Annotated in this window: 12 protein-coding genes; all 12 read left to right on the top strand. The window is 65.5% G+C overall.

Annotation, left to right across the window (positions count from 1 at the left end; genetic code table 11):
• Nucleotides 1-95: 95 nt before the first annotated feature.
• The gene (tsf, locus tag ABIC51_RS04620; RefSeq protein ID WP_021159104.1) at nucleotides 96-977 is read left to right on the top strand and encodes a translation elongation factor Ts; all 882 of its coding nucleotides are present in this window, start codon (nucleotides 96-98) and stop codon (nucleotides 975-977) included.
• Between the two features lie 163 nt (nucleotides 978-1,140).
• The gene (gene pyrH, locus ABIC51_RS04625) at nucleotides 1,141-1,854 is read left to right on the top strand and encodes a UMP kinase (protein WP_011352459.1); all 714 of its coding nucleotides are present in this window, start codon (nucleotides 1,141-1,143) and stop codon (nucleotides 1,852-1,854) included.
• A gap of 91 nt (nucleotides 1,855-1,945) precedes the next feature.
• Nucleotides 1,946-2,506 carry a ribosome recycling factor gene (frr, locus tag ABIC51_RS04630; RefSeq protein WP_027787089.1) on the top strand — a complete coding sequence of 187 codons (561 nt, stop codon included), beginning with the start codon at nucleotides 1,946-1,948 and terminating at the stop codon, nucleotides 2,504-2,506.
• Nucleotides 2,507-2,553: 47 nt separating this feature from the next.
• The gene (gene uppS, locus ABIC51_RS04635) at nucleotides 2,554-3,336 is read left to right on the top strand and encodes a polyprenyl diphosphate synthase (protein ID WP_006478494.1); all 783 of its coding nucleotides are present in this window, start codon (nucleotides 2,554-2,556) and stop codon (nucleotides 3,334-3,336) included.
• Nucleotides 3,330-4,151, top strand: coding sequence for a phosphatidate cytidylyltransferase (locus ABIC51_RS04640; protein ID WP_027787090.1), 822 nt, complete (start codon nucleotides 3,330-3,332; stop codon nucleotides 4,149-4,151). Before uppS ends, ABIC51_RS04640 begins: the two co-directional genes overlap by 7 nt.
• Nucleotides 4,152-4,166: 15 nt before the next feature.
• A complete protein-coding gene (locus ABIC51_RS04645) occupies nucleotides 4,167-5,363 on the top strand; it encodes a 1-deoxy-D-xylulose-5-phosphate reductoisomerase (protein ID WP_027787091.1) in 1,197 nt (398 codons plus the stop codon).
• A gap of 11 nt (nucleotides 5,364-5,374) precedes the next feature.
• Nucleotides 5,375-6,760, top strand: coding sequence for an RIP metalloprotease RseP (gene rseP, locus ABIC51_RS04650; RefSeq protein WP_175899040.1), 1,386 nt, complete (start codon nucleotides 5,375-5,377; stop codon nucleotides 6,758-6,760).
• 61 nt (nucleotides 6,761-6,821) lie between these two features.
• The gene (gene bamA / locus ABIC51_RS04655) at nucleotides 6,822-9,131 is read left to right on the top strand and encodes an outer membrane protein assembly factor BamA (RefSeq protein ID WP_057056463.1); all 2,310 of its coding nucleotides are present in this window, start codon (nucleotides 6,822-6,824) and stop codon (nucleotides 9,129-9,131) included.
• Nucleotides 9,132-9,195: 64 nt separating this feature from the next.
• Nucleotides 9,196-9,693 (top strand): OmpH/Skp family outer membrane protein, encoded by a 498-nt coding sequence (locus tag ABIC51_RS04660; RefSeq protein ID WP_011549544.1) that lies wholly within the window; start codon nucleotides 9,196-9,198, stop codon nucleotides 9,691-9,693.
• A 16-nt stretch (nucleotides 9,694-9,709) separates the two neighbouring features.
• Nucleotides 9,710-10,789 carry a UDP-3-O-(3-hydroxymyristoyl)glucosamine N-acyltransferase gene (gene lpxD, locus ABIC51_RS04665; protein ID WP_146252830.1) on the top strand — a complete coding sequence of 360 codons (1,080 nt, stop codon included), beginning with the start codon at nucleotides 9,710-9,712 and terminating at the stop codon, nucleotides 10,787-10,789.
• Between the two features lie 129 nt (nucleotides 10,790-10,918).
• Nucleotides 10,919-11,386, top strand: a complete 468-nt coding sequence (gene fabZ / locus ABIC51_RS04670) for a 3-hydroxyacyl-ACP dehydratase FabZ (protein WP_021159112.1) — start codon at nucleotides 10,919-10,921, stop codon at nucleotides 11,384-11,386.
• A 58-nt stretch (nucleotides 11,387-11,444) separates the two neighbouring features.
• Nucleotides 11,445-12,233, top strand: coding sequence for an acyl-ACP--UDP-N-acetylglucosamine O-acyltransferase (lpxA, locus tag ABIC51_RS04675; protein WP_021159113.1), 789 nt, complete (start codon nucleotides 11,445-11,447; stop codon nucleotides 12,231-12,233).
• Nucleotides 12,234-12,236: the final 3 nt, after the last annotated feature.

The raw sequence follows: 12,236 nt of genomic DNA on the forward strand, positions 1-12,236 counted from the left end.
CCTGATCGCGCCGAATCGGCGCGGGTCCGGAAACGATTTTCGGCCGTTCGCGTCCAAGCGGGCGGCGTTGTGAATACAGACTCAAGGAGCGAATGATGGCGGCAATTACCGCAAGCATGGTGGCAGAACTGCGCGCGAAGACCGACGCACCGATGATGGAGTGCAAGAAGGCGCTGACGGAAGCCGACGGCGATCTGGCCAAGGCTGAAGAGCTGCTGCGCGTCAAGCTCGGCAACAAGGCGAGCAAGGCGGCATCGCGCGTGACGGCAGAAGGCGTCGTCGCATCGTTCGTCGGCGGCAACGCAGGCGCGCTGGTCGAGCTGAACTGCGAAACCGACTTCGTCGCGAAGAACGACGACTTCCTCGCATTCTCGAAGACGGTTGCAGAACTCGTCGCGACGCAGAACCCGGCCGACGTGGCAGCGCTGTCGGCACTGCCGCTCGAAGGCTCGACGGTCGACGCAGTGCGTCTGGCCCTGATCGGCAAGATCGGCGAGAACGTCTCGATCCGCCGTTTCGTCCGATTCGAAACCGCGAACAAGATCGCAACGTACCTGCACGGCGCGCGTATCGGCGTGATCGTCGAGTACACGGGCGCGGAAGAGCAGGTCGGCAAGGACGTCGCGATGCACATCGCGGCAATGAAGCCGGTCGCGCTGTCGTCGGCTGACGTGCCGGCGGAACTGATCGAGACGGAACGCCGCGTGGCCGAGCAGAAGGCTGCGGAATCGGGCAAGCCGGCCGAGATCGTCGCGAAGATGGTCGACGGTAGCGTCCAGAAGTACCTGAAGGAAGTGTCGCTGCTGAACCAGACGTTCGTGAAGAACGACAAGCAGACGATCGAGCAGATGCTGAAGGCAGCGAATGCGGCAGTGCAGAAGTTCGCGCTGTTCGTCGTCGGCGAAGGCATCGAGAAGCGCCAGGACGACTTCGCCGCCGAAGTGGCCGCGCAAGTCGCAGCAGCAAAGCAGCAGTAAGCCGTAAGCAGTCAGGCAGTATCCGCGGCGGGCGTCCGCTCCGCCGCGGTCGGCGCCGCCGCCGGCCGGCCGGGAAACCCGGTTCGACCGTCGGCGCTTGCCCGAATCAGTATTTCGCCCCTACAGTTCGTGGTTGTCATCCTCTCGTCGCTCGGAAGCCCCTATGTCCAATGCCTATAAACGCGTCCTCCTCAAACTCTCCGGCGAAGCGCTGATGGGCGACGATGCCTTCGGCATCAATCGCGCGACGATCGAACGGATGGTGGCCGATATCGCCGAAGTCGTGCGTCTCGGTACGCAGCTCGCGGTCGTGATCGGTGGCGGTAATATTTTCCGCGGTGTCGCGGGTGGCGCGGCCGGCATGGATCGCGCGACGGCGGACTACATGGGGATGCTCGCGACGATGATGAACGCGCTGGCGCTGCAGGACGCGATGCGCCACGCCGGCATCGAGGCGCGCGTGCAGTCCGCGCTGCGCATGGACCAGGTTGTCGAGCCGTACATCCGGCCCCGCGCGATTCGCCAGCTCGAGGAAGGCCGCGTCGTGATCTTCGCGGCCGGTACGGGCAACCCGTTCTTCACGACGGACACGGCCGCCGCGCTGCGCGGTTCGGAAGTGGGCGCCGAGGTCGTGCTGAAGGCGACCAAGGTCGATGGCGTATATTCTGCCGATCCGAAGAAGGATCCGTCGGCCACGCGCTACACGACGATCACGTTCGACGAGGCGATCAGCCGCAACCTGCAGGTGATGGACGCGACGGCCTTCGCGCTGTGCCGCGACCAGAAGCTGCCGATTCGCGTGTTTTCGATCAACAAGCCGGGCGCGCTCAAGCGCATCGTGCTGGGCGAGGACGAAGGTACGCTCGTCCACGTGTAAACTCCCGCGGATGCGGGCCATCGGCCGCGGCGCGCCGGACGCGCCGGGCAGGGCCCGCGTTCTTTGAAGGTTAGAAGGTTCGGAGGTTGAAATGAGTGTCGCTGATACCAAGAAGGGCGTCGAGCAAAAGATGCAGCGCTCGATCGAAGCGTTCAAGAACGATCTGGCAAAGATCCGTACGGGCCGTGCACACACCGGTCTGCTCGATCACGTGCAGGTCGACTACTACGGGTCGATGGTGCCGATCTCGCAGGTCGCTAACCTGACGCTCGTCGATGCGCGCACGATCGGCGTGCAGCCGTGGGAAAAGAACATGGTCGCGAAGGTCGAGAAGGCCATTCGCGAAGCCGACCTGGGCCTGAACCCGGCTACGGCCGGTGACCTGATCCGCGTGCCGATGCCCGCGCTGACGGAAGAGCGCCGCCGCGAACTGACCAAGGTCGTCAAGGGCGAAGGCGAAACGGCCAAGGTCGCGATCCGCAACCTGCGCCGCGACGCGAACGAAGCGCTCAAGAAGCTCGTGAAGGACAAGGAAATCTCGGAAGACGACGAGCGCCGTGCGAGCGACGACGTGCAGAAGCTGACCGACAAGCACGTTGCCGAAATCGACAAGCTCGTGCAGACCAAGGAAGCCGAGATCATGACGGTCTGACGACCGTCCTCGCGCGCCGCCTTCTTCCCGCAACTGTCTCAACGGCCATGACCTATACCAGCTCTACCGTTCGCGTGCCTGACGTCGGTGTCGTGCCGCGTCACATCGCGATCATCATGGACGGCAACGGCCGTTGGGCGACCGAACGCCGCTTGCCGCGCGTCGCGGGGCATACCCGCGGCGTCGATGCCGTGCGGGCGGTGGTCGAAGGCTGCGCGCGCGCCGGCGTCGAATACCTGACGCTGTTCGCGTTCAGTTCGGAAAACTGGCGCCGGCCGAACGACGAAGTGTCGTTCCTGATGCGGCTCTTCATCACCGCGCTCGAGCGCGAGGTCGGCAAGCTCCATGCGAACGGGATCCGCCTGCGTGTCGTCGGCGATCTCGACCGTTTCGAGCCGCGCATCCGCGAACTGATTCGCCGCGCCGAAACCAAGACGGCGCGCAACACCCGTCTTACGCTCACCATCGCGGCCAATTACGGCGGCCGGTGGGACATCCTGCAGGCGACGAAGAAGCTCGTCGAGCAGGCCGTGCGCGAAGGGCGCGAGGTCGAAGTGACCGAGGACGCGTTCGCGCCGCACCTGGCGATGGCCTATGCGCCGGAGCCCGATCTCTTCATCCGTACCGGTGGCGAGCAGCGTGTCAGCAACTTCCTGCTGTGGCAGCTCGCGTACGCCGAATTCTATTTCACCGACAAATACTGGCCGGATTTCGACGGCGCGGCACTGGCCGACGCCATGGCGTCGTATACGGAGCGCGAACGTCGTTTCGGCCGCACGAGCGCACAGCTCGAACCGCAATCGCAGAACGCCGACTCCCTTTCATGCTGAAAACCCGTGTGATCACGGCGATCGTGATGCTGGCGGTGCTGCTGCCGGTGACGCTGTTCGCGCCGCTCACCGCGTTCGGCGCGCTGATCGGCGTCGTGCTCGTGTTCGCCGCGTGGGAATGGGCGCGCCTGCTCAAGCTCGGCGGCGCCGGCCCGGTCGTCTATGCAGTCGTCGCGGCGCTTGCGCTCGCGGCAACGGTGCCGCTCGGCGTCGATGCGGCTTCGTCCCGTCCCCTTTTCATGGCAGCCGGCGTGTTCTGGCTGCTGGTCGGCCCGTTCGCGCTGCGGCGCAAGCCCGAACTCGCGGGCGGCGTCTGGCGGCCGTTCCTGCTGGCGGCCGGCCTCGTGGTCTTTGCGGCCTGCTGGCATGCGCTCGTCGCGGCGCGCGCGCTGGGCGTGCCGTTCGTGTTGTCGCTGCTTCTGGTCGTCTGGCTGGCCGATATCGGCGCATACTTCGCGGGCAAGGCCTTCGGAAAGCGTAAACTGGCCATCACGATCAGCCCCGGCAAGAGCTGGGAAGGCGCGATCGGCGGCTGGCTCGCCGTGATGGTCGTCGCCGGTGTCGCGATGGTCGTGCACGCGTTCGAGCCGACCCTGTTTTCCGCGTTCGCCGTGCGTTACGGAATGCCCGGCGCGTGGGCCGCACTGACGCTGCTGGTCGCGTACAGCGTGATCGGCGACCTGTTCGAGTCGCTGCTGAAGCGGCAGGCGGGCGTGAAGGATTCGAGCGGACTGCTGCCTGGCCATGGCGGCGTGCTCGACCGTGTCGACGCGCTGCTTCCGGTGCTGCCGCTCGCGATGCTGCTGCTTGGTTAAACCACTATTTCTGTTATGCAAAAACGTCTGACATTGCTCGGTTCCACGGGCTCGATCGGAGACAGCACGCTCGACGTGGTCGCGCGCCATCCCGAGCGCTTCTCGGTCTACGCGCTGACCGCACACCGCAACGGCGACAAGCTGGTCGAGCAATGCCTGCGCTTCGCACCTGAAGTGGCGGTGGTCGGCGATGCCGCGACCGCCGCGCACGTCGAAGCGAAGCTGCGTGCGGCGGGCAGCAAGACGACCGTGCTGCACGGGCCGCAGGCGCTCGTCGACGTGTCGAAGAGCGACGGCTGCGACACGGTGGTCGCGGCGATCGTCGGTGCGGCCGGCCTCGCGCCGAGCCTCGCGGCCGCGCGCGCCGGCAAGCGCATCCTGCTCGCGAACAAGGAATCGCTGGTGATGTCGGGCGCGATCTTCATGGACGCCGTGCGCGACCATGGCGCGATCCTGCTGCCGGTCGACAGCGAACACAACGCGATCTTCCAGTGCATGCCGCGCGACGAGAACGAGCACGGCGGGATCTCGAAGATCATCCTGACCGCGTCGGGCGGCCCGTTCCGCACGCGCGAACCGGCCACGCTCGTCGACGTGACGCCGGACGAAGCGTGCAAGCATCCGAACTGGGTGATGGGCCGCAAGATCTCGGTCGACTCCGCGACGATGATGAACAAGGGCCTCGAGGTGATCGAGGCGCACTGGATCTTCGGGCTGCCGGGCGACCGGATCGACGTGCTGATCCATCCGCAGAGCGTGATCCATTCGCTCGTGTCGTACCGCGACGGCTCGGTGCTCGCCCAGCTCGGCAACCCCGACATGCGCACGCCGATCGCGCACGCACTCGCGTTCCCCGAGCGCGTCGATGCGGGCGTCGATCAGCTCGACCTCGCGCAGATCGCCCAGCTGTCGTTCGAGAAGCCCGATTACGCGCGCTTCCCGTGCCTCGCGCTCGCGCTGAAGGCACTCGAGGAAGGCGGTATCGCGAGCGCCGCATTGAACGCGGCGAACGAAGTGGCGGTCGAAGCGTTTCTCGCGCGCCGCATCGGCTTCATGGCGATTGCGGCGACGGTCGACGCCGTGCTCAACACGCTGCCGAACCGCGCGCCCGACGGGCTCGACGACGTCCTGGCGGCGGATGCAGAGGCACGCCGCCTCGCCGCCGAGATCATTGCCAAAGCGCCTGCGCCACGCGTGGAGCGCACTGTCTGAATGGGGTGCTCATGAACGTGCTGGTCGAACTGATCGCGTTTGCGGTGGCGATCGGGGTGCTGGTCGTCGTGCATGAGTACGGACATTATCGCGTCGCGCGCTGGTGCGGCGTGAAGGTGCTGCGTTTCTCGATCGGCTTCGGCCAGCCCGTCGCGCGCTGGGTCAGCCGCCGGACGGGCACCGAGTGGACGCTGTCCGCGTTGCCGCTCGGCGGCTACGTGAAGATGCTCGACGAACGTGATCCCGGCTCCGGCATCCCGCCCGAGGAGCTCGGCCAGGCGTTCAACCGGCAATCGGTCTACAAGCGCATCGCGATCGTCGCGGCCGGGCCGATTGCCAACTTCCTGTTGGCAATTATCCTGTTTTCCGTCGTATTTGCCACCGGTGTGACCGAGCCGGCCGCGATCGTCGCGCCGCCGGCCGCCGGTACGGCGGCGGCGCGCGCGGGCTTCGACGGTGGTGAGGCGATCGTGTCGATCCGCAACGTGCGCACGGGCGACGCGCAAGGCGGCGAGTCCGAGCCGGTAAGGTCGTGGTCGGACCTGCGCTGGAAGCTGCTCGCGGCCGCGTTCGATCACCGCGAGATCGTGCTCGGCGCGCGCGACGGCAACACGACGTTCGATTTCCGCGTCGACCTGCGCAACGTTCCCGAAAGTCAGCTCGACGACGATTTCATGGCCCATCTGGGCTTCGAGACCGGCGGCGGCACGCTGTCGGTCGCGTCGGTGCAGCCCGGCAGCGCGGCGGAGCAGGCGGGCCTGAAGTCCGGCGACAAGCTGGTCGCGCTCGACGGCAAGCCGATCGGCGGCGCGACGCGCTTCATCGATTTCGTGAAACACCATGCGGGCAAGTCGCTCGAGCTGCAGATCGAGCGCGACGGCGCCGCGCAGACGGTGTCGATCGTGCCGCAGATGCAGCGCGACGACGAATCGGGGCAGCAGGTCGGCCGTATCGGTGCGGCGCTGTCGATGCATGCGCCGTCCGTCGACGTGCGTTACGGGCCGATCGAGAGCCTGCGGCTCGGCGCGCATCGCACGTGGGACATTTCCGTGTATTCGCTGCGGATGTTCGGGCGCATGATCACGGGCAACGCGTCGCTGAAGAACCTGTCCGGCCCCGTGACGATTGCCGACTACGCGGGCAAGAGTGCGCGGCTCGGTCCGTCGGCGTTCCTGTCGTTCCTCGCCCTTGTCAGCATTAGCCTTGGCGTCCTGAACTTGTTGCCGATTCCCGTTTTGGACGGGGGGCATCTGTTATATTATGCGGTTGAAGCCGCGACCGGGAAAGCCGTCTCGGAGCGCTGGCAGCTGATTCTGCAAAGAGCCGGGTTGATCTGCATCGTCGCGTTGTCGGCGATCGCGCTGTTCAACGATCTGGCTCGGTTAATCCATTTCTGAAGCGTCAGGCGGCGGCCGCTGGGCAGCCGCCTGATTTGATGCAGCTAAATATTGGGGATGCATGTTGTTCAAACCTCATCGTTTTGTACCTAAGACAGTTGCAGCGGCCGCGCTCGCCGCGCACGGCCTCGCGGCGCATGCAGCGGCACCGTTCGTGGTGCAAGACATCAAGATCGAGGGGCTGCAGCGCGTCGAAGCGGGTTCGGTGTTCGCCTACCTGCCGATCAAGCAGGGCGATACCTTCACGGACGACAAGGCATCCGAAGCAATCCGCGCGCTGTACGCGACGGGCTTTTTCAACGACGTACGCATCGCCACGCAGGGCAACGTCGTGATCGTGCAGGTGCAGGAGCGTCCGGCCATCGCGTCGATCGACTTCACCGGCACGAAGGAATTCGACAAGGACAACCTGACGAAGGCGCTGCGCGCGGTCGGCCTTGCCGACGGCCGTTATTACGACAAGGCGCTCGTCGACAAGGCGGAGCAGGAGCTCAAGCGCCAGTACCTCACGCGCGGCTTTTACGCGGCCGAGGTCAAGACGACGGTCACGCCGGTCGACGCGAACCGTGTGTCGATCCTGTTCGCGGTGGCCGAAGGCCCGAGCGCGAAGATCCGCCAGATCAACTTCATCGGCAACAAGGCATTCAGCACCAGCACGCTGCGCGACGAGATGCAGCTGTCCACGCCGAACTGGTTCTCCTGGTACACGAAGAACGACCTGTACTCGAAGGAAAAGCTGACGGGCGACCTCGAAGCGGTGCGCTCGTACTACCTGAACCGCGGCTATCTCGAGTTCAACATCGATTCGACCCAGGTGTCGATCTCGCCCGACAAGAAGGACATGTACCTGACGGTCACGCTGCACGAAGGCGAGCCGTACACGGTGTCGGGCATCAAGCTGTCGGGCAACCTGCTCGATCGCGAGGCCGAACTCAGCAAGCTGATCAAGATCAAGCCGGGCGACCGCTTCTCGGCCGAAAAGCTGCAGCAGACCACCAAGTCGATCGTCGACAAGCTCGGTGAATACGGCTATGCATTCGCGACCGTCAACGCGCAGCCGGACATCGACCAGGCGAACCACAAGGTGAACCTGAACCTCGTCGTCGATCCGAGCCGCCGCGTGTACGTGCGCCGGATCAACGTCGTCGGCAACACGCGCACGCGCGACGAAGTCGTGCGCCGCGAAATGCGCCAGCTCGAAAGCTCGTGGTTCGATTCGAACCGCCTCGCGCTGTCGAAGGATCGCGTGAACCGTCTCGGCTACTTCACCAACGTCGACGTGACGACGGTGCCGGTCGACGGCACGAACGACCAGGTCGACGTGAACGTGAAGGTCGATGAAAAGCCGACCGGCGCGATCACGCTGGGCGCCGGCTTCTCGTCGACGGACAAGGTCGTGCTGTCGGCGGGCGTGTCGCAGGACAACGTGTTCGGCTCGGGTACCAGCCTGTCGGTGAACGTCAACACCGCGAAGAGCTACCGCACGCTGACCGTCACGCAGGTCGACCCGTATTTCACGGTCGACGGCATCAAGCGGATCACGGACGTCTACTACCGCACGTACCAGCCGCTCTACTATTCGACGAGCTCCAGCTTCCGGATCATCAGCGCGGGCGGCAACCTGAAGTTCGGCATTCCGTTCTCGGAAGTCGACACCGTCTACTTCGGCGCCGGCTTCGAGCAGAACCGTCTCGACGTCGATTCGAACACGCCGCAGAGCTACCAGGATTACGTGAACGAGTTCGGCCGCGTGTCGAACACGGTGCCGCTGACGGTCGCGTGGTCGCGCGACGCGCGTGACAGCGCGCTGATTCCGAGCCGCGGCTACTTCACGCAGGCGAACATGGAGTACGGCGTACCGGTCGGCAAGATCCAGTACTACAAGGCCGACCTGCAGGCCCAGTACTACTATTCGTTCTCGCGCGGCTTCATCCTGGGCCTGAACCTGCAAGGCGGCTACGGTAACGGTATCGGCAACCCGTACCCGATCTTCAAGAACTACTACGCGGGCGGTATCGGCTCCGTGCGTGGCTACGAGCCGAGCTCGCTGGGCCCGCGCGACACGAAGACGAACGACCCGATCGGCGGTTCGAAGATGCTCGTCGGCAACATCGAGCTGACGTTCCCGCTGCCGGGCACGGGCTACGACCGCACGCTGCGCGTGTTCACGTTCCTCGACGGCGGTAACGTGTGGGGCAACGCGCCGGGCGGCACGAGTACGGGCGCCAACGGCCTGCGTTACGGCTACGGCGTGGGTCTCGCGTGGATCTCGCCGATCGGCCCGCTGAAGCTGAGCCTCGGCTTCCCGCTGCAGAAGCACGAAGGCGACCAGTACCAGAAATTCCAGTTCCAGATCGGGACGGCGTTCTGACCGAACGCATGACAACAGCAACGAGAGGGTAATTTTGCTAACCGGTAAGTTTTCGAAACGAGTGATGTGCGCGCTGACCGTTGCGCTGGCCTTGGGCGCTGCGACGGTGCACGCACAGGACGTCGCCCGCATCGCGGCGGTCAATTCGGATCGGATCCTGCGCGAGTCGGCGCCCGCGAAGGCGGCGCAGACGAAGCTCGAAGCCGAGTTCGCGAAGCGTGACAAGGATCTGCAGGATCTGGCGGCACGCCTGAAGTCGATGTCCGATTCGCTGGACAAGAACGGTGCGTCGCTGTCGGCGGCCGATCGCGCGCAGAAGCAGCGCGATCTCGCCCAGCTCGATACCGACTTCCAGCGCAAGCAGCGCGAGTTCCGCGAAGACCTGAACCAGCGCCGCAACGAGGAGCTGGCGGCCGTGCTCGAGAAGGCGAACAAGGTCATCAAGCAGATCGCCGAGCAGCAGAATTACGACCTGATCGTGCAGGAAGCCGTGTACGTCAGCCCGCGCATCGACATCACCGACAAGGTGCTCAAGGCGCTCGCGTCCGGCTCGACGAACTGAACGGAGCAGACGACGAATGGCATTGACGCTTGAGGAACTCGTAAAGCGGTTCGGCGGCGAGATCGCCGGCGACGCACAGTGCAAGGTGAGCGGGCTCGCACCGCTCGACCAGGCAGGCCCGCAGCAACTCGCGTTCCTCGCGAATCCGAAGTACCTGTCGCAGGTCGAGTCGACCCGCGCCGGCGCGGTGCTGATCGCGCCGAAGGATCTGGAAAAGCTGGGCGCGGCCGCGACGGGTCGCAATTTCATTGTCACGCCGAATCCGTACGCGTACTTCGCGCGCGTCGCGCAGATGTTCATCGATCTGGCCACGCCGCAGCGTGCCGCCGGCGTGCATCCGAGCGCGACGATCGATCCGGCCGCGCAGGTCGCCGCGAGCGCGGTGATCGGCCCGCACGTGACGGTCGAGGCCGGCGCGGTGATCGAGGACGGCGTGCAGCTCGACGCGAACGTCTTCATCGGCCGCGGCACGACGATCGGCGCGGGCTCGCACATCTATCCGAACGCGTCGGTGTACCACGGCTGCAAGGTCGGCCCGCGCGCGATCATCCATTCGGGTGCCGTGATCGGCTCCGACGGTTTCGGCTTCGCGCCGGATTTCGTCGGCGACGGTGACGCGCGCACCGGCAGCTGGGTCAAGATCCCGCAGGTCGGCGGCGTATCGATCGGCCCGGACGTCGAGATCGGCGCGAACACGACGATCGACCGCGGCGCGATGGCGGATACCGTCATCGACGAATGCGTGAAGATCGACAACCAGGTGCAGATCGCCCACAACTGCCGGATCGGCGCCTACACGGTGATCGCCGGCAAGGCGGGCATCGCGGGCAGCACGACGATCGGCCGCCACTGCATGATCGGCGGCGCGGCCGGGATCGCCGGCCACGTGACGCTCGGCGACTATGTCATCATCACCGCGAATTCGGGCGTATCGAAGTCGCTGCCGAAGGCCGGCATCTATACCAGCGCGTTCCCGGCCGTCGACCACGGCGAATGGAACAAGAGCGCCGCGCTCGTGCGCAACCTCGACAAGCTGCGCGAGCGCATCAAGGCGCTCGAGGCCGCGCTCGCCGCCCAGGGCGGCACGGGCGCCTGAGCGCATCATGCGAGACCTCGAACCGGGCACGGCCAGCGCAACCGGCCCGGTTTGCCAGACTGGGCCGCACGGCGGCCCGCTTCAGCCTTTGCATCACCACCGCGCAGCCTCTGCGTGAGACGAACCATCATGAGCACTGAAAAAATCAATCTCGACATCCACAAGATCCTCACGCTGCTGCCGCATCGCTACCCGATTCTGCTCGTCGATCGCGTGCTCGAACTCGAACCGCACAAGGGAATCAAAGCGCTGAAGAACGTGTCGATCAACGAGCCGTTCTTCCAGGGGCATTTCCCGAAGCGGCCGGTGATGCCGGGCGTGCTGATCCTCGAGGCGCTCGCGCAGGCCGCGGCGCTGCTGACCTTCTCGGAAGAGCAGCCGAAGGATCCGGAGAACACGCTGTACTACTTCGTCGGGATCGACGGCGCGCGCTTCAAGCGTCCGGTCGAACCGGGCGACCAACTGATTCTGAACGTGACGTTCGAACGCTACATCCGCGGCATCTGGAAGTTCAAGGCGGTGGCGGAAGTGGACGGCAAGGTGGCGGCGGAAGCCGAACTGATGTGCACGGTCAAGACGACCGACGTGGCGCCCTGAGCGACGCGGCACGCACAGGCAACGCAACGCGACACATCACATCGAGAGGCAACGGCGCATGACCAGGATTCATCCCACCGCGATTGTCGAACCGGGCGCGCAGATCGACGAATCGGTAGAGATCGGCCCGTACGCGATCGTCGGCCCGCACGTCACGATCGGCGCGCGCACGACGATCGGCTCGCACAGCGTGATCGAAGGCCATACGACGCTCGGCGAAGACAACCGCATCGGCCATTACGCGTCGGTCGGCGGCCGTCCGCAGGACATGAAGTACAAGGACGAGCCGACGAAGCTCGTGATCGGCAGCCGCAACACGATCCGCGAATTCACGACGATCCACACGGGCACCGTGCAGGACGGCGGCGTGACGACGCTCGGCGACGACAACTGGATCATGGCCTATGTGCACATCGGTCACGACTGCACCGTCGGCAGCCACGTGATCCTGTCGAGCAACGCGCAGATGGCCGGCCACGTCGAGATCGGCGACTGGGCGATCGTCGGCGGGATGTCGGGCGTCCACCAGTTCGTGCGCATCGGCGCGCACTCGATGCTCGGGGGCGCTTCGGCGCTCGTGCAGGACATTCCGCCGTTCGTGATCGCGGCGGGCAACAAGGCAGAGCCGCACGGCATCAACGTCGAAGGGCTGCGTCGGCGCGGCTTCTCGCCCGATGCGATCTCGGCGCTGCGCAGCGCTTACCGCCTGCTGTACAAGAACGGCCTGTCGTTCGAGGAAGCGAAGGTGCAGCTGCGCGAGCTCGCGGAAGCGGGCGGCGACGGCGACGCGGCGGTCAAGGCGTTCGTCGAGTTCATCGACGCGTCGCAACGCGGCATCATCCGCTAAGCG

The organism is Burkholderia sp. 572 (genome assembly GCF_040545135.1).
In the GTDB taxonomy this organism is placed as follows: Bacteria; Pseudomonadota; Gammaproteobacteria; order Burkholderiales; family Burkholderiaceae; genus Burkholderia; species Burkholderia cepacia.